Consider the following 18468-nt stretch of genomic DNA (forward strand, 5'->3'; position numbering starts at 1 on the left):
CCCTTTTGTATGCATTTTTACGCGTCAGTGCTTGCCAGGCTCAACGGACAAGTGTCGACGACGCATGAGGTGATAGGCCGCCGGGATCACAAACAGCGATAGCAAGGGCGCCGTAACCATACCTCCAATCATCGGGGCGGCAATGCGGCTCATCACCTCGCTGCCGGTACCGCTTCCCAAAAGTATTGGTAACAAACCAGCGATAACCACCGCAACGGTCATGGCCTTGGGTCGAACGCGCTGCACAGCGCCTTCACGAATCGCGGCCATCAACCCGCGTTCTGTGTTGTCACCGAGGTCTTGACGCTCGGCCCAGGCATTTTTCAGGTAGAGCAGCATGATCACGCCAAATTCGGCAGAAACACCGGCCAAAGCGATAAAGCCGACCCCGGTGGCGACTGACAGGTTGAACCCCAACAGATAGAGGAACCATGCCCCGCCAGTCAGTGCGAATGGCAGAGTGGCCATGATCAGCAAGGCCTCATCGAAGCGAGCAAAAGTCAGGTACAGCAACACGAAGATGATCAACAGCGTGGCAGGCACCACCAGTTTGAGTCGTGCGTTGGCCCTTTCGAGAAACTCGAACTGTCCCGAGTAGCTCAGGCTCATGCCAGGCTGCAACTTGACCTGCTCGTTGACCACCCTGCGTAGATCGGCGACTACCGAGGCAATGTCCCGGTCACGCACGTCGATGTACACCCAGCCCGAAGGTCGTGCGTTCTCGCTCTTGAGCATCGGCGGACCGTCCGTGACTTTGACCTTCGCCACTGTGCCGAGGGTGATCTGGCTCCCTAGCGGGGTATAGATCGGCAATTGCTCCAAGGCACCGAGCGAATCACGCCACTCCCGTGGGTAACGCACGTTGATCGGGAAGCGTGCGAGCCCTTCAATGGTCTCGCCGACGTTTTCACCGCCGATAGCGCCGGCCACGATGGACTGCACATCGGCGATATTCAGCCCGTAACGAGCAGCGGCTTTGCGGTCGATATCTACATCGATATAGCGACCACCGGTCAGTCGCTCGGCCAGAGCCGAACTGACACCGGGTACCTCCTTGGCCACTCGCTCGACCGCCTGAGTCGCGGCATCGATCTCCGTCAGGTTGGTGCCGGCAACTTTCACTCCGATGGGACTCTTGATCCCCGTAGCCAGCATGTCGATACGGTTGCGAATCGGTGGTATCCAGATATTCGTCAGCCCAGGGACTCGTACCACTCGATCCAGTTCTTCCACCAACTTTTCCTGGGTCATGCCTGGGCGCCATTGCTCCTGTGGCTTGAACTGGATGGTGGTTTCGAACATCTCCAACGGCGCCGGGTCGGTGGCAGTTTCAGCACGACCGGCTTTACCAAAGACATGTTCGACCTCCGGCACGGTCTTGATCAGGCGGTCGGTCTGTTGCAGCAGTTGCGCCGCTTTCTGCGCCGACAATCCCGGCAGAGCCGAAGGCATATAGAGCAGGTCGCCCTCGTCCAAAGGCGGAAGAAACTCGCCACCCAAGCGCGACATTGGCCATAGTGCGCTGATAAAAACCAGCAACGCGACCAGCAGCGTGATCTTCGGTCGTCGCAAGACTGCGTCCAGGGCTGGCTGATAGATCCGAATCAACCACCGGTTCAACGGGTTCTGATGTTCACTGGGAATTCGTCCACGAATCCAGTAGCCCATCAGCACCGGCACCAAGGTCACTGACAATCCCGCCGCTGCGGCCATGGCGTAGGTCTTGGTGAAAGCCAAAGGACCGAACAGCCGTCCTTCCTGAGCTTCCAGGGTGAACACCGGAATGAAAGACAGAGTGATGATCAACAAACAGAAGAACAGCGCCGGGCCTACCTCTGCCGCCGCTTCGGTCATTACATGCCAATGACGTTCACCCTTCAGTTCTTCCCCCGGATTGGCCGCGTGCCATGCCTCGATCTTCTTGTGGGCGTTCTCGATCATCACCACGGCGGCATCGACCATGGCGCCGATGGCGATGGCTATCCCGCCCAAGGACATGATGTTGGCGTTGATGCCCTGGTAGCGCATGACGATGAAGGCAATCAGCACCCCCACCGGCAGCGAAATGATCGCCACCAGAGATGAGCGCAGGTGCCAGAGGAAGATCCCACACACCAACGCGACAACGATGAACTCTTCGATGAGCTTGTGGCTGAGGTTTTCCACGGCGCGGTCGATCAGCTTACTGCGGTCGTAGGTGGTGACGATATCCACCCCGGCCGGCAGACTGCTTTTCAGTTCGTCGAGTTTGGTCTTGACCGCGGCAATGGTCTCGCGAGCATTCTTGCCGCTGCGCAAAATCACCACGCCGCCGACGGTCTCGCCTTCGCCGTCGAGTTCAGTAATGCCACGCCGCATTTCCGGTCCCAACTGGATCGTGGCGACATCGCCAAGGGTTACTGGCACTCCTCCCGAAGCCAGCTTGAGCGGGATCGCCCGAAAGTCATTGAGCGTCTTCAGGTAGCCGGAAGCACGCACGATGAACTCGGTCTCTGCCATCTCCAGCACCGCGCCACCGGTTTCCTGGTTGGCCTTGCCGATGGCTTCGGTCACCTCAGCCTGAGTAATACCGAGGCTGGCCAGTTTGAGCGGATCAAGCTGGACCTGGTACTGCTTGACCATGCCACCCACGGTGGCTACTTCTGCAACGTTGGGCAGGGTCTTGAGTTCGAACTTGAGGAACCAGTCCTGAAGTGCGCGTAGCTGCGCCAGATCGTGTCCTCCACTGCGATCCACCAGTGCGTACTGATAGATCCAGCCCACCCCCGTCGCATCCGGTCCCAACGCCGGCTTGGCGCTGGCCGGCAACCGACTTTGTATTTGGCTCAGATACTCCAACACCCGCGAGCGCGCCCAGTACAAGTCAGTGCCGTCTTCGAACAGCACGTAAACGAAGCTGTCACCGAAGAAGGAATAGCCACGCACCGTCTTGGCACCCGGCACCGAGAGCATGGTGGTGGCCAACGGATAGGTCACCTGGTTCTCGACAATCTGCGGCGCTTGTCCCGGAAAAGGGGTGCGGATGATCACCTGAACATCCGAGAGATCTGGCAGTGCATCGATGGGCGTGCTCTGCACCGACCAAATGCCCCACGCCGTGACAAACAGCGTCGCCAGTAGCACCAGGAATCGGTTGGCCACTGACCAACGAATCAGGGCAGCGATCATGGCTGGCTCCCCGATTTTTCCAGGCGCTCAACACGCAGGCCATCGTCGGTCTGACTCACCGCAACCCGAACCTTGTCACCCGTTTTGAAGCCCTGCATCAGCGCCGGGTTGGCGAGTGGGAACGTCATCGTCATGCCAGGCATACCCAGCGTTTTGAAAGGACCATGGGCGAGCGTGACTTCTTTGTCGTTGATCTCAACGATCTGCCCATCCGCTTCATGAAAGCTGGAGGCTGCTGCGCTGGGTGGTGACTCTTCCTCCGAGCTTGCAACGATGCCCTTAAGACTGGCCTCCGAGTCGAGCAGGAACTGGCCAGAGGTAACCACTTTCTGGCCTTCTTCCAGACCTTTCAATATCGCCGTCTTGCCATCGCTTTCCTGCCCGAGTTGCACCGCCACGGGACGGTAGCGGCCGGCGTCTGCGGCGAGCATCACCAAGGCACGTCGGCCCGTGCGAATCACCGCTTCGCTCGGCACCCACAACACACTTTGCTCGGTCGAACGATTCAGGTGTACCTGCGCTGTCAAACCCGGTCTGAGGCGTCCGTCCGGATTGGGTAACTCGACACGTACGCGAAGAGTGCGGCTGTCCGGATTGGTCTCGGGCAAAATCGCGCTGACCCTGCCGTTGAGTATTGTCCCTGGGAAAGCTGGCAGGCGCGCTTCGACCGCCTGCCCCACGGTGATTGATCCGGCATCCGATTCTGGAACGGCCACGGCTAGCCAGACACTGCTCAAGCCATTGACGCGTGCCAGAGTATCGCCAGTCGCCACGGTCATTCCCGCACGTACGTTCAATTCTTGCAGTACACCGGCAATGGGGCTGGTCAGCGTCAGGTAGGGCTGAACCTTACCGCCACGCTCTACATCGGTAATCAGTGCTGCCGGCATCCCTGTGAGCCGCAGTCGTTGTCGGGCCGCATCCAACAGGGCAGCATCCCCGTTGCGTTTCAGGGCAAGGAACTCTGTCTGGGCAGCGGCCCACTCAGGCACCAGAACATCCGCCAGCGCCGCGTTGGCTTTGAGTACATCGCCGGGAGCATGGGCATAGACCCGCTCCACAAAGCCAGGGGTGCGCGCCTGAATCACAGCGACATCACGTTCGTTGAATCCCAACACACCTGTCACGTCGAGGCTGGAATCAAAGATCGCACGGCTGACTGTCGCAAAACGCAGGCCGAGATTTTGGGTCAGACTTGGATCGATACTGACGGTCGCTCGGTCCCCTGCGCTGCTGGTGTACTGCGGGACCAGTTGCATGTCCATGAAGGGAGACTTACCCGGCTTATCGAACTTTTGTTGCGGGTACATGGGGTCGTACCAATAAAGTGCTTTGCGTTCGCCCGGTGAATTGAGGCTCTGCTCTTGTGTGGTATTTGGTAGTCCACTCATACGCTGATGCGCCAACCAGTAACCACCGGCAACACCTAAGGCCAGCGAGATGCCAACCAGCAATGCCCCGTTCCCTTTTTTAAGGCTCATTGGCTGGACTCCCCATAAGCAAAATACAACCGCGCACTGGTCAGCGCTCGCTGCTCTTCCACGTCGATCTGTTTGAGGCGGGCCTCGATGAGTTCACGTCGGGCAGCAACAACGGCGTTTAAATCGCCTTTGCCCGAGCGATAACTGGCCATGCTGAGTTCGACCTTTTCCTTGGCCAGCGGCAACAGGCTTTCCTGGTTTCGGCGCACGGCACGATTCAGGCGCTCATAGTCGGCCAGTTCGCTCTCTAGTTGCTGAGTGTGCTCGCGTGACAGAGCTTCGCGCTCGGCCTCAAGCTGACTGAGTTCAGCCTGTTTGGCTGCGATTTTGGGGTTTTGGCGCGAGTCAGGAAACAGCGGCAGCTCCCAGGAAAATTGCACGCTGACCATATCGCCAAACTCACGGCCGCGACGCTGATAATCCAGCTCCCAGCTCCAGTCCGACTGCTTCTCCGACACGGCTTCACGAACCTTGGCTTGCGCTTCGCGGGTCATCGGCGCAAACGCTGCCAACTCGGGGTGGTGTTGCAGTTTATGGGCGTAGCCGGAGGTATCGACGGGCCAATGCGGCAAGCTGCCCACAGGCTTGTCGTTGGCGGCGGAGCCAATCCAGCGTTTGAGGGCTGCTCGGGCCTGCGCTCTCTGGAGAATCAGATCGTCCTGTTGCTCCGCCAGTTGAGCCGCTTCTTGCTTAGGCGTCACCGCATCGGCGGGTTGAGCGCGGCCACCGGCAATCTGGGCCCTGACGGTATCGGTCAACAGGCGGTTTTCTTTGTAGAAGTCCTGGAACAGCGCATCTTTGCGCTCAACCGAGTAGCTATTGATCCAGGCCAACGCCGTGGACTGGCGTACTTTCAGACGTTCGACTCGACGCTCCGCAGCGGCGCGATCAATGGCCGCATCGGCCACTTCTATGCGCGCTTTGCGCTTGTCGCTGTTGGGCATTTCTTGCCTGACCCCGACCACTTGCATGGTCATGAAGTCCTGATCGATGCTCCAGCGATCCGGACCGCCAATGGGGTAGTTCTGCACACCCAACAGTAGCCTGGGGTCAGGTAGTTCACCGGCTGGAATAGCCGCGCTGCTGGCAGCTTGAATTTTGGCGTCTTGTGCGGTCAGCGACGGTGCATTGTTTTCGGCCAGCCGCAACGCTTCATCGAGTGTCAATGCGGCAGCGAAGCTCGGCAATGCCAGTACGCTTGCCGCCAGACCGGCCACGAGGGACCAGCCTGTGCAATAGCACTTGGAGTTCATGTTTACGATTCCTGTGATCATCCACTGCACGCGTCAAAAGACATGCGCGCAGCTAGTCCATCCCGCTAACGCGGAATGAGGCTCAATGTGGGACAGGAATCAAACGCGAGGCGGTCGCCATACCCCGGACGGGGTCTGTACGGGTAGGGAATCGCTGAAGAAGTAAAGCACTACGGGGCTGAATACGGTTACAGGAGGCTTGAGGATCGAGACTTGCAGCATGCCGCCTGTCTTGCATTCCTGGCCCGGCTTACAAGGTTTGCCGTGCTCGGAAGGGCTTTTCATATCGTTGCAGCAGTCCATCCCCATGTCGTCCATTATCGCCATGCCCATCGTCTTCATTGGGCATGGTTCTGTCGGTGCCTGAACGCCCGCCATCCCGCTGAGGGGAAGCGCCAAGCTAATCATGAAGACGATGCAAAACCGCAGATAGCGTTTCATGGACTGGAGTGTAGACGGTGCAAATGGCCCTTACAATTGGATGCAGGGCATAAACGGCCTGCCGAGAGGCCTAAGTCAGGTGATAACACCGGAGCTGGTTTATAAATCTGAGTCAATTTTTATCTGGCCACATCTCATCTTTTACCTGAGTTTGTGGACAGATTGCAGCCAAAAATAGGCGAATAGGAGACCTCAAATCAAGTTTTTGAACCCTCTTCTGCCTTCCGAGGATTAGGTGATGTCCATGGAGGACCAAGCTATCCGCACACGAAAGCAGCTTCAAATAACTTCATTGGGCGCTTGACCCTGTAGTAGGTACAGGCTGTTGAATGGTGAAATTATCCCAAGCGGTAGAAGCACCATGAACCAGGAAAACAAGCTCAAGCCGGTCCTCCGTCTTCACGTACAGAAGAAAGAAGAGTGTTGCGGATCTGACCATCAACATGGGTCTGTTAATGCTGCTGAACCCAAGCATCACAAAGAACATGGTCACGACCATGAGCATGAGCATGCTCACGATCATGCCGATGCGTGCTGTGCTCATGGCACGCAAGCTACTGATGGTGTTGCGATTACTAAGAGTAGCCCTGCCCCGAAAGGGACCAGTAGAGTTCGCTACCGCATCGATAAAATGGATTGCCCTACAGAGGAGCGCTTGATCCGCAACCGACTGGAGCCGATGGCCGGAATTGTTCGGCTCGACTTCAACCTCCTGAATCGTGAGTTGACCGTGCATCACCGCTTGGATGATCCGCAGCCAATCGTCACCGCATTAGTCGCGTTGGACATGGGGCCGAGCCTGATCGAAGCCGGTGCCGCGCCATCGGCGGTTCCCCCGGCCCTGAGCGCAAAACTAAAAGGATTGCTGGCCATCAGTGGCCTGGCTGCTATCGCCGCTGAAGTCATCGCGTGGACAACCGGACAAGAAGGTTCTTGGCCGGTTATGGTGCTTGCGGCTCTTTCCATTCTGAGCGCTGGTTTGCCCACCCTCAAAAAGGGTTGGATTGCAGTTAAGAACCTCACTCTGAACATCTATTTTCTGATGTCGTTGGCTGTCGTTGGTGCTCTCATCATCGGTAAATGGCCCGAAGCCGCGATGGTGGTTTTCCTTTTCGCCGTTGCTGAGGCTATCGAAGCACTTTCTCTGGAGCGCGCGCGGAACGCGATCAAGTCGCTGACCGCGTTGGCGCCAGAAACCGCTGAAGTCATGACTGATGGCGGCTGGAAAGACCATCCGGTGGCGAGTGTATTACTTGGTAGTCGTATTCGGGTTCGCACGGGTTCGCGAGTACCCTTGGATGCCCGCATAGACTCAGGTCGCGCCGCACTGGACCAAGCTCCAATTACCGGCGAAAGCCTACCTGTTGATAAGCAGGTCGGGGACCCACTTTACGCTGGCAGTATCGTTACCGACGGCGTGGTTGAAGCGACTGTGACGGCCGTAGCAGGAGAAAGTACTCTTGCTCGTATCGCGGCAGCCATACAAGACGCGCAGTCTCAACGAGCCCCTACTCAGCGATTTGTAGATGAGTTTGCACGTTATTACACCCCGGCTGTAGTGGTTCTTGCCCTCTTGGTCGCTGTCTTGGGCCCTGTACTGATCGGTGGAACCTGGGGCGATTGGCTTTATCAGGCCCTGGTCCTGTTAGTGATCGCCTGCCCATGTGCCTTGGTGGTTTCAACGCCAATTACCGTCGTCAGTGGGCTAGCCGCGGCTGCCAAGCATGGCATTTTGATTAAAGGCGGTGCATACCTTGAAAGCGGCCGACTACTTAAGGTTGTGGCGCTCGACAAGACCGGCACCTTGACCCAAGGCAAGCCGGTACTGACCGATAACGAGCCGTTTGGTGATCTGCCCATCGAGATGGCTTTGCAGATCGCAGCTAGCCTCGACGAACACAGTACACACCCAGTGGCGAAGGCCTTGGTCAGCGGATGGAAATTACAGCAACCGGATGCGGCGACTCTGCCGGTTGAGGACTTCGGCGTACTCAACGGTCGTGGCGTCAAAGGCAATATCGACGGTCAATCGTGGCACCTGGGTAACCACCGCTTGGTTGAAGAGTTGGGCGTATGCTCGCCGGCCCTTGAGGCCCGATTGTCGCTACTGGAAAACGCAGGAAAAACTGTAATCGTGCTCTGCGCGGCCAGCGGTCCAGTAGCGATTTTTGCTGTGGCTGACACCGTAAGGCCTGAAAGCTTTGCTGCCGTAACTGCTCTGAAAGCGTTGAATGTCGTACCGGTGATGCTCACGGGTGACAACCCTGCAACCGCCAAGTCCATCGCCGCTCAGCTCGGCATACAGGATGCACGCGGAAACCTCATGCCGGAGGATAAACAAGCCGCCGTCGCTGAACTCAAACGCCGCTTTGGTACTGTTGGCATGGTGGGCGATGGTGTGAACGATGCTCCAGCATTGGCGCAAGCCGACATTGGTTTTGCGATGGGGGCCGCAGGGACTGCCACAGCCCTTGAAACGGCTGATGTCGCCATCATGGATGACGACCCACGCAAGATTGCTGATTTTATTAGCCTGAGTCGTCGATGTGCCTCTGTTTTGAAGCAAAACATCGGACTGGCCTTGGGTATCAAAGTTGTATTTTTGGCGCTTGCATTGTCCGGCCACGCTACGTTGTGGATGGCTGTTTTCGCCGATATGGGAGCGAGCCTGCTGGTCGTATTCAACGGACTGCGGCTACTGCGTCGGTGATACGAAAGCTGCGACTTCGTGTTCAATTACATGCCCACACAAGGAAATCAAATCATGCAATGTCCGATCTGCAAAGATACTGCCCTCGTAATGACTGAGCGCCAAAGCATCGAAATTGATTATTGCCCTCAATGCCGTGGCGTTTGGCTCGACCGAGGTGAACTCGACAAGATCATCGAGCGCAGCCAACAACAGGAGGCCGTTAGGTTTCTTCCACAGAACCCAATTCCACCCGTACAGAATGCTCCTCCAGCAGTACAACCCGGTTACAGCCAGCATGGAGATAGCCAAGCTCATGGAGATAAGCGAGGAAGTCACGGTGGCGGTTGGAGAGAAGGTGGCCACCAGAGCGGCCATCAAAGTCATGGTGGACATCAAAACCAGAGTGGGCATCAGGGGCAACAGTCGTACCGCAAAAAATCATTTTTGCAGGAGATGTTCGATTAAGGCTGCGATTTCGCGCTTTGATCGGGATATACCTCGAACCAGCACCAATTCTGAAATAGGGTGTTTCATGAGATGGAACGGTTTTGGGTATTAGCTGGTCTTTATATCCTGCAATCGACTCGTAGCAAGGGTGCTACCTGGGTGGTTGGAGTTTCAGCGAGCGGCGTTTGAGGAAAAGGTTATGAGTTCAGGACACAGTCACGGCCAAGTACGCGCCGGTCACGAAAAGTTGCTGTGGATCGCACTCACCCTGACGACAAGCTTTATGGTCGCGGAGGTCATTGGAGCTTTTGTCACCGGCAGCCTGGCCTTATTATCCGACGCGGCCCACATGCTGACGGACGTTGCGGCTTTGGCGATATCCTTGGTCGCTATTCATATAGCCAAACGCTCTGCGGATAGGAAGCGGACCTTCGGGTACGCACGATTTGAAATACTTGCAGCCACCTTCAATGCGGTCTTGCTGTTTTTAGTCGCTATGTACATCGTTTATGAAGCGTATCTGCGACTTAAAGTCCCGGCGGAAATCCAGTCGACTGGCATGTTGGTCATTGCGGTGTTCGGGCTCATCGTCAACCTTGTTTCAATGCGCCTACTGAGTGCTGCCAGTGGGGAAAGCCTCAATGTGAAGGGCGCTTATTTAGAGGTCTGGAGCGATATGGTGGGGTCTATTGGCGTCATCATCGCAGCTCTTTTGATCCGTTTCACCGGCTGGACTTGGGTTGATTCACTTGTCGCGGCTGGCATCGGGTTCTGGGTGCTGCCCAGGACTTGGTCATTGCTCAAGGAAAGCATGAACATATTGCTGCAAGGGGTTCCAGAGGGCATCGATATTGAGAAGGTAGAGGCAACGCTTTATGGCATTGAGGGGGTCAAGAATATCCACGATTTGCATATCTGGGCTTTGACCAGTGGTAAAAGTGTTATGAGCGTCCATCTTGTCGCTGACTCGGCTTCCCGCAGCGAGCAAGCTATCTTGGCTGAAGTAACCAGCCTTATGAGTGATAAGTTCCACATCAGCCATACTACCGTCCAAATGGAAGGATCTGATTTTCACGATCAACTGGCTGACGATCATGAGGGTATGGTCCACTAACTGAGTCGTGGTATTTATTTAAGCTGGATGAACGTTTATACGTCGTGATACAGATCAAAAGGGTCGATTAAAATGGTCAGAAATATTTTAAGTTATTCTGGGCTGGCTTTGTTTTTGGCTTTTGTTGCGCAGCCAGCTTTTTCAACACCTGCTAATCCAGAAAGGGTATACGGGTGGATTGAGGAAGGAATACTTTTACCAGAAAATATTGCTGTGAAAGTAAAGTTAGATACAGGGGCTCTTACATCCTCGATGGATGCGAAAGACTTAGAACGATTCCGTAAAAATGGAGAGGAATGGGTTCGTTTCAACGTTAAAGTAAAAGACACAAAAACTAAGAAGGTGAGTAACGCACTCTTCGAGCGACGCGTCGAAAGAAATGTAAAGGTTCGAGGCGCCGGTGGCGCTGAACATCGTCCAGTAGTCATGATGACGATGTGCATAGGTGATAAAATTTATAAGGAAGAGTTTTCACTGAAGGATCGAGGCGACATGAACTACCCCGTATTGATTGGTCGCAAAACTTTGGGGGTCTTGGGCGCGGTCGATGTTTCACGCACATTCACTAACGAACCAAACTGTAATTAAACACCTGAATTATACATTTTATCTATACGTGCAGGGTGAATGTATTGAGAAAATAGCTCGGCAGAATTTTGCAGCTTTTTTGATGCTTGATGTGGCTGACTAAATAGTCTTAAAAAAAGCTCACCCGGATGCCGATTTTTAGGAAGAGTTAGAAGTGGCGCCATGCAACGATTAGTATTTAGTTGCATGGCTTCTAATCAAAGTATGCTCATACTATAGGGTCATTTTAGATCTTTCTCGCAGCTCCACTTATTTCGGTGTTTTCATTGATTGACGCTCAAATGTCTGCGCGAGCTTTAACGGTGTTGACGCTTTGGACTGGCAGGTACTGAACAGATCAAGCTCTGGGCGATATGCTGTAGTTTGAATACCCATCAACCCCAATATAGAATGGAATAAGTTGTCATGGGACAGTGATACGTCTCGCTGATCCTTCAAACATTGGGAGTCGAGGGTTTGACGCGACTGCATGTTTTTGGAGATCCAGATTACCATGGGGATACTAGTCTGCTCGCTGGGAGCCATGGCATAAGGAAGTCCGTGCAAGTAAAGCCCATTCTCGCCGAGGGACTCACCGTGATCAGAGACATAAAGCATCGCCGTATCAAAACGCTCAGCGTTACGCTTTAGCAGGTCGATCGTTTGCCCAAGTACATAGTCCGTATAACCGAGGCTGTTATCATAGGCACTGACAATGCTTTCGCGCGTACAACGTTCAAGTTGATTATTATCGCAAACGGGACCGAATCGTTCGAACGCCGGTGGATAGCGCTTGGAATAGGATGGGCCGTGACTGCCTTTCATGTGTAGCACCACGATTGAATCCCGCTGCTGTTGATCCAAGTAGGCTTGTAAATCTTGCAATAAGACTTCGTCGTAACACTCGTCAGCTCTACATAATCCCGTCGATTTCTGATTGTTCAATTTTTCATTTGGTACTCGGTCGCAAATGCCTTTGCAACCCGAATTATTGTCTCTCCACAGGACCGATACGCCGGCCCGCTGCAACACGTCTAATAGTCCTTCTCTGCGCAACGCCATACCGTCTTTGTAGCCTTCTTTACCCACATCCAGAAACATGCAGGGTAAGGAAACGGCCGTAGCTGTTCCACATGAGCTGACATTGGTAAAACTTAAGACACCACGACTGGCCAATTCCGGATTGGTATCCCGGGAATAGCCATTGAGGGAGAAATTCGCGGACCTGGCGGTTTCACCCACCATCAGTACCGTTAGCCGTGGTTTGCGTACACCAGCAGTAGCTTCTTCACGGCGGGCATCAGCACCAATGGTTTTTAATTCGGCGGGAACTGCTAGCTGGCGACGCGTGTACCCATGAATTGCCGAAACCACATTCGACGGAACCAACATCAACCTGAGTTCGCGATGATTACGCATCAGCGATGCATAGGATTGATAAAGCGTAAATACGACGATCGCCAAGCAGGTGAGCGCTACCGCCACCCCCATGAATCGATGAGCAAGTGCGCGGGACCACGATCTTTGAATCAAACGGACTCGAGTGATAACCAGCACCGGCATAACACCAAAGCCCAGCATCCACAGCAGTAGATCCGAGTTCAACAGCTCCGTGGCTTCGGAGCTGTCCGTCTGCATCACATTCGTTAGCATGCTGTAATCAATTACTATGCCATAGCTATTCATAAAGTAACTCGTTGCTGCCGCAACCAGCAACACGATAGCTAGCACAGGTTTTATCAATCGTCCCCAAGCCATCACGCTGAGTAATACGTAGAGCCAAATCAACACGAACCAAGGCAGGCTAAGCACGAATATGGTGTTTCCGTCTTGTAGGCCTCCCACGCCTTGCCAGACAGCACGCCAAAATGGCCAGTTACTAAACAATAGAAGCCAAGTCGAAACTGCAAGAATTAACTGATTGCTGCCGAGTGTGATTTCCCAACTGCGAATTGGTACTTTGTTATTCATGGGTACTCCGGAAAATCTCGACGTATCCAGGCGCGAACTGCCACTGGAGTGTCACTACATTTTAGGTAAGAAAAAATCGCCAATAGCGCGGTGCAACTCGTGGATGCACCAGTGACCCTGAACGTTCTCGTCAGCTAGTTGGCGATCTGCGACTAGCCAAACCGCCAGACACCCCACGCTGATGAAAATCTTTTTCATGAGGTAGCACCCCAAGTAAGTGACGTGGCTGTAGATCCGCTCGATTCGTCCTTGAACGCCAGTAGTTGTGCTGAAGCGAGGTATTGGATACGGGTGCGCGGAGGGCCCAGAACACCCGTAAACTTGCGGTTGGATATTTCAAAGAAATTAGTGTTGGAGTCCTTGGCGCTTCGTGCGGCGGGAAGGATCACTTGACTGAAGAACTTCTTTTCTCTGTGGGCCATCGAGCGCTTGTCTACAGCAAGATGGATTTCGTACCGCAGGCGCGGTTCGGCGACGTTGTGCATATCACGAGACTGATAGGTGCGGCTAGCCTCCGACGAAATGCTTTTTAGTTTGCGGCCGAAAAACAAAATCGGCGTTGAAGCGCCCACCAGGTTCAACCGCTTCCGGATGCTGGTCATCGTTCCGCCAGACAGTGCGAACTCTGAGCTGAAATCAGACCTTGCTGTGCAAGCATGACGCCGTAAAAAACTTCGATCATCGGGGCGCAAGTCATTACGGCAGTGTTTAGACTCCAGCGCCACTATGCCTTTACTCTTAGATGCGACCTCAATCCATGCGTGACTTTTGCGGCACCTTTTCGGTGTCCGGCGGAGCTTAACGTTGGTAGTGTTCGAATTTTCGCGGAAGGCTTGGGCATCTATTATTAGTACTGGATTGGGGATCAAATCAGTCTGTTGCTGCCCGGCTTGGGCAGTTTGGATTTCCCACTGTGCATCTGCGAGGCTTGGGTTATTGGTCAATGCTATTTGAGGTTTGGTCACAGCCTCGGCGTGGGTTGCCCGAAGCAACGCCGTCATCAACGACGAAACACGAGACGGTGGGCCAGCCGCCCACAACATTTTTCTAATGCGAGATGGCATAACGAGATTTACGCCCCCAAAGTGCGCAGTTTCTTTGTTAACTCATAAATATTTGATGGTCTAAAAGACTTCTGATCGATTTCTGCCGGCTGAATTCGATCAGAAGTCGACACGACCGCAGGATCCTATGACGCATAGATTTTTTGCAGGCTCAATGTACTGCTGAACAGTTATCAGAAGGGTGACAGAAGAATTACAAATTTGTTATCCCCCCTCTGCCGCGGACAATTAGTCTAAGATCTACTTAGTGTGTAGGTTTGTATGTTTGTATGTTTGTATATTTGCATATTTGTATATTTGTATATTTGTATATTTGTATATTTGTATGTTTGACGTCGATAACATAACGGAGCCACAACAGCGCGCAATAGCTCCTTACTGACTAAAATCGTACAACGCAAATATGTTGAAGTTTATCGGTAAATAAAATTTTCTATACGTGTGTAAGGATGATTTATTATTTAGTGTCGAGACTTTATGAAAAATGCGTATTTTGATAATAGAAGACGAGCCGAAAACTGCCCATTATTTGCACCAGGGGCTGACCGAAAGCGGATTTATCGTTGATTGCGTCGCCAGCGGAATCGATGGCTTACGCTTGGTCTGCCAACAGGCTTATGATCTTGTAGTGCTTGACGCAAACCTACCGCAACGTGACGATTGGGGCCTACTTGTAAGTATTCGCAAGGTCACTATTTCGCCCATCATGATACTTACCGTTAAAGGTAGTCTGGAGGAAAAAATCAAGGGTTTCGACCTAGGCGCGGACGATTACATGGTCAAACCAATTGAGTTTCCAGAGCTGCTGGCCCGAGTACGCACTCTGATGCGTCGCGCTGTATTGTCGGCATTGCCCGACGTGCTGTGTGTCGGGGACCTGGAACTCGATCTTGGTAGACACCGGACCTTCCGAGGCGAGCAGCGGATTGAGCTGACCACCAAGGAGTTCGCCCTGCTATACCTCTTGATGCGCCAGACTGGTACGGCGCTGTCGCGCACGCAAATCATGTCCTCTGTCTGGGGGCGGAGTGCTGATTGCGACACCAATGTTGTTGAAGTGTCGATGAGAAGGCTTCGGGCCAAGATTGATGATCCTTTCAACAACAAGCTAATCCATACCTTGCGCGGTGTTGGATATGTTCTCGAAAAGCGTGATCAATGAGCCCTCTTAATCCCTCGAATTTTGAAGTTATGTGAAATAATCGGCAACAACTTTATAAACAGAACACACAAATGCCACTCTAAAATCACAGTTCTATTAGATTACGAAAATCGTCTTCGGGGTGGGGAAGCACTGTGCTTGGCTGATTATGTTACTTCACTGAGCTTGTGAGGATAACGGTTGGAAATTACAAATAAGTAATTCTCATTAGACAATTAATAAAGATTTACCTCGTTAACGTACTTAAGTTTAACAGCTTTGTAACTACTTCAAAGAGACTCTGCTATGAGTCTGTTAAAACTAAGTATTGTTGCACTGACGCAATCATTGCCTTCGATAGAATTCGCTGAAAGCCGTGGTGATCGCAACGTTGTCAACGCCATGGAAGCAAATCAGAAAGCAATGGCCGCCTACGCTGCGCAAAAAGGCAAGACCGCTCCGGAAATTCAGAAATATCACTATAGAATGAAGTTTGATATCGCAAAAGTGGTGAGTATGACCCCACCAATTCGCTCTTGCAACATTGTACCTTTTCGAATGACCTATGAGGACTCAGCTGGAAAGCTTCACACTATTGAATACCAAATTATTGGTGTGTGTCGTAACACGCACGAATGAACGAATGACGTGAATAAGGGCTGTTTTTTCAATGGTTGGTATCACCAGTTGGTGTGTCCATGGATGTTTGGAAAACCCAGCTTGAAGGTCGTGATCTTACCCGGGCGGCTATTAACTTCTGCGACTCCCTGATGCAAACTCATGATTGATTTCACAATGGCTAAACCAAGCCCGGTACTTCCTCCAGCGCGCGAATGATGAGTGTCAACTCGATAAAAGCGATCGAATAAGTGCGGTAGGTGTTGAGGTTCAATACCTGCGCCTCGGTTGGCTACATGTAGCGAGACTTCTGTGGCATGGACTTCGATGGTGATTGTGATGGCTTGGCCTACTGGGCAATGGCGGATTGCATTGGACATCAGGTTGGAAATTGCCCGCTGAATCATCAACCGATCACCAATGGTCGACCCCCTGCCAGTAACGCTCACGCTGATCTGTTTATCTTCCGCCGACAGTGAAAACAGATTGATGACCTTCAAGGCTTCATCCTCCAGAGCAATGGTCTCAAACGGGACCAGCGCAGCGGGATGACTGACCTGTGCCAGGAAAAGCATGTCCGAGACAATCCGGGCTACGCGCCCAAGCTCTTCGGTGGAGGACTCCAAAACCGCTTTGTACTCCTCGGCCGGCCTCTCCCGGGACAACGTCACCTGGGCTTTGCCCATCAGGTTGGAAATGGGTGCTCGTAGTTCGTGGGCCAAGTCATCGGAGAACTGCGACAACTGCTGAACATCGCTGTCTAGTCGGTGCAGCATGAAGTTGATGCCATGGGCCAGTTCGCTGAGCTCCTGCGGCATCTTGACCACCGAGAGTCGATGGCTGAGGTCCTGAGCAGAGATCATGGCGGCCACCTTGCGAAACTCCCGCAGCGGCGCGAGCCCCCGTTTTACCACTGCCCAGGCACTGAGGCCGATAAGTAGCAGCAGCAACGGCAAGGCCATGATCGTCGAGCTTAGATATGTGCTGAGCAGCGCTTCATCGTTGGCGCAATCAAGCGACAGCAATACGGCGACATTCGTACCGTTCGGCAAGCGGATCAGTCTGGATGCAGTCAGGAAGTGCCGGCCCTGATCATCGGTGCTTCGGGAGTACGACACCTTGTCGGTGGCAGCCCCTGCCGCCTTCAACTCCGCCCTGGGGTCCGTCAAGCCAAAGCCTGACTTCAAGAGCGGCGTCCTCATATTTATCAGGTCATAAATGGTAAGGTTGAGGTGGTCATGCCCCATCACCTGATCCAGCAAAACGTGCGGTTTAATGTTGATGTCGACAGGTTTTTCATACAGCGAAAGACTGTGCTCGATTTGCCGCATTTTCTCGCTCAAGTTGTCTTTTGACAGTTTATCTAACTCATGCGTTAGCGCGAGGAACGCAAGAACCGCCAGAAATAACACCAACAATGCGCCCATGATACTCACCGCCAAACCCAGCCGCATCGACAGGCTTGCCGACTTCATTCCCGGGCCTCCAGTACATAGCCAACGCCGCGCAGGGTATGGATTAGCTTCTTGTCAAAAGGATCATCAATCTTGGCCCTCAGGCGGCGGATTGAAACCTCGACCACATTGGTGTCGCAGTCGAAGTTCATGTCCCAGACCAATGAAATGATCTGAGTGCGGGAAAGCACCTCACCCGACTGGCGCATCAAAAGGTGCAGCAAAGCAAATTCCTTGGTCGTCAGGTCGATACGCTGCTCGCCCCGGAAGGCCCTATGGCGGCCCTGGTCGAGTTCCAGATCGGCGACTTTCAAGACCTCAGGGACGGAAACTTGTTCGCTGCGACGCATTAAAGTTCGTACCCGGGCCAACAGTTCCGGAAATTCGAATGGCTTGACCAGATAGTCATCGGCACCCAGGTCCAGGCCGCGGATCTTGTCCGCCAGGCGCCCGCGAGCGGTTAGCATCATGACCCGGGTGTTACTGCTTTGGCGCAGTCGCTCGAGCACACCCCAGCCATCAAGTTGTGGTAGATCGACGTCAAGTATTACCAAGTCGTAGGTTTGTTGACGCGCAAGGTGAAGTCCATCCGTACCATTCGCCGCGCGGTCTACTATATAGCCGCTTTCAGTCAAACCCTGATGCAGGTATTCGGCAGTTTTAAGCTCATCCTCAACTACAAGCATTCGCATGGTAGTGCCGCCCTATGTAATATGAATTGAATAATAAAATTTCGAAGTTTATTTAAGTGCCCGACTAAGAAATGATGTAGAACTATTCGATCATAAAAATCTCAAAACCGCGCATTGCTCAAGTGATCAGTATCAAGCCTGAAGCTGCTACAGGGTCAACAGGAGGAGGACATTTTACGATAAAAGTATTTGCGACTATATGTCGCAGGCATGTTAATGCGCGACTCCCGTACATTTATTTCAGCCAGAAGCCAAGCTCCGCTCGGCTGATATCTATGGGGAATCGTTTCGAAGTGTTACGGCGCAGATAGTCAATTTAATGCTGCACGCATTTTTTGGGGAGACTGGCAGGATGTACCAAGGGG

General features: G+C 53.3%; 14 protein-coding genes. 6 read left to right on the forward strand and 8 right to left on the reverse strand.

Annotated features, from left to right (window positions below; genetic code table 11):
• Positions 1-24: 24 nt before the first annotated feature.
• From Q7W83_RS28475 to Q7W83_RS28490, 4 genes are all read right to left on the reverse strand, one after another.
• Positions 25-3168, reverse strand: a complete 3144-nt coding sequence (locus tag Q7W83_RS28475) for an efflux RND transporter permease subunit (protein ID WP_473658324.1) — start codon at positions 3166-3168, stop codon at positions 25-27.
• On the reverse strand, positions 3165-4649 hold the full coding sequence (locus Q7W83_RS28480) for an efflux RND transporter periplasmic adaptor subunit (protein WP_045058204.1): 1485 nt from the start codon (positions 4647-4649) through the stop codon (positions 3165-3167). The genes Q7W83_RS28475 and Q7W83_RS28480 overlap by 4 nt, the downstream gene beginning before the upstream one ends.
• The gene (locus Q7W83_RS28485) at positions 4646-5902 is read right to left on the reverse strand and encodes a TolC family protein (protein WP_090470168.1); all 1257 of its coding nucleotides are present in this window, start codon (positions 5900-5902) and stop codon (positions 4646-4648) included. The genes Q7W83_RS28480 and Q7W83_RS28485 overlap by 4 nt, the downstream gene beginning before the upstream one ends.
• Positions 5903-6001: 99 nt before the next feature.
• Complete coding sequence (locus tag Q7W83_RS28490) at positions 6002-6343, reverse strand: hypothetical protein (RefSeq protein ID WP_045058202.1); 342 nt, start codon at positions 6341-6343, stop codon at positions 6002-6004.
• A gap of 361 nt (positions 6344-6704) precedes the next feature.
• Here Q7W83_RS28490 and Q7W83_RS28495 point away from each other — a divergent pair, with 361 nt between their 5' ends.
• The 4 genes from Q7W83_RS28495 to rloA3 all read left to right on the forward strand — a co-directional run bounded on the left by Q7W83_RS28495 (position 6705) and on the right by rloA3 (position 11184).
• Positions 6705-9053 carry a heavy metal translocating P-type ATPase gene (locus tag Q7W83_RS28495; protein WP_473658328.1) on the forward strand — a complete coding sequence of 783 codons (2349 nt, stop codon included), beginning with the start codon at positions 6705-6707 and terminating at the stop codon, positions 9051-9053.
• 90 nt (positions 9054-9143) lie between these two features.
• Positions 9144-9500, forward strand: a complete 357-nt coding sequence (locus Q7W83_RS28500) for a TFIIB-type zinc ribbon-containing protein (RefSeq protein WP_473658401.1) — start codon at positions 9144-9146, stop codon at positions 9498-9500.
• A 181-nt stretch (positions 9501-9681) separates the two neighbouring features.
• The gene (locus Q7W83_RS28505; RefSeq protein WP_045058199.1) at positions 9682-10596 is read left to right on the forward strand and encodes a cation diffusion facilitator family transporter; all 915 of its coding nucleotides are present in this window, start codon (positions 9682-9684) and stop codon (positions 10594-10596) included.
• A gap of 72 nt (positions 10597-10668) precedes the next feature.
• Positions 10669-11184 (forward strand): retropepsin-like aspartic peptidase RloA3, encoded by a 516-nt coding sequence (rloA3, locus tag Q7W83_RS28510; RefSeq protein WP_090470184.1) that lies wholly within the window; start codon positions 10669-10671, stop codon positions 11182-11184.
• 249 nt (positions 11185-11433) lie between these two features.
• Here the strand turns inward: rloA3 and Q7W83_RS28515 are convergent, their stop codons facing one another.
• Positions 11434-13134 (reverse strand): phosphoethanolamine transferase, encoded by a 1701-nt coding sequence (locus tag Q7W83_RS28515; RefSeq protein WP_045057964.1) that lies wholly within the window; start codon positions 13132-13134, stop codon positions 11434-11436.
• A gap of 194 nt (positions 13135-13328) precedes the next feature.
• Positions 13329-14135, reverse strand: a complete 807-nt coding sequence (locus Q7W83_RS28520; protein WP_147282609.1) for a hypothetical protein — start codon at positions 14133-14135, stop codon at positions 13329-13331.
• 547 nt (positions 14136-14682) lie between these two features.
• On the opposite strand from Q7W83_RS28520, the gene Q7W83_RS28525 reads away from it, so the two are divergent.
• Complete coding sequence (locus Q7W83_RS28525; protein WP_090470194.1) at positions 14683-15360, forward strand: heavy metal response regulator transcription factor; 678 nt, start codon at positions 14683-14685, stop codon at positions 15358-15360.
• Positions 15361-15645: 285 nt separating this feature from the next.
• Positions 15646-15978 carry a DUF2790 domain-containing protein gene (locus tag Q7W83_RS28530; RefSeq protein WP_045061364.1) on the forward strand — a complete coding sequence of 111 codons (333 nt, stop codon included), beginning with the start codon at positions 15646-15648 and terminating at the stop codon, positions 15976-15978.
• Between the two features lie 41 nt (positions 15979-16019).
• Here Q7W83_RS28530 and Q7W83_RS28535 read toward each other — a convergent pair whose 3' ends face one another.
• Together Q7W83_RS28535 and Q7W83_RS28540 are read right to left on the reverse strand one after the other, a co-directional pair.
• A complete protein-coding gene (locus Q7W83_RS28535) occupies positions 16020-17432 on the reverse strand; it encodes a heavy metal sensor histidine kinase (RefSeq protein ID WP_115146708.1) in 1413 nt (470 codons plus the stop codon).
• Positions 17429-18103 (reverse strand): heavy metal response regulator transcription factor, encoded by a 675-nt coding sequence (locus tag Q7W83_RS28540; protein ID WP_045061362.1) that lies wholly within the window; start codon positions 18101-18103, stop codon positions 17429-17431. Before Q7W83_RS28540 ends, Q7W83_RS28535 begins: the two co-directional genes overlap by 4 nt.
• Positions 18104-18468: the final 365 nt, after the last annotated feature.

Source organism: Pseudomonas sp. 300 (assembly GCF_055803035.1).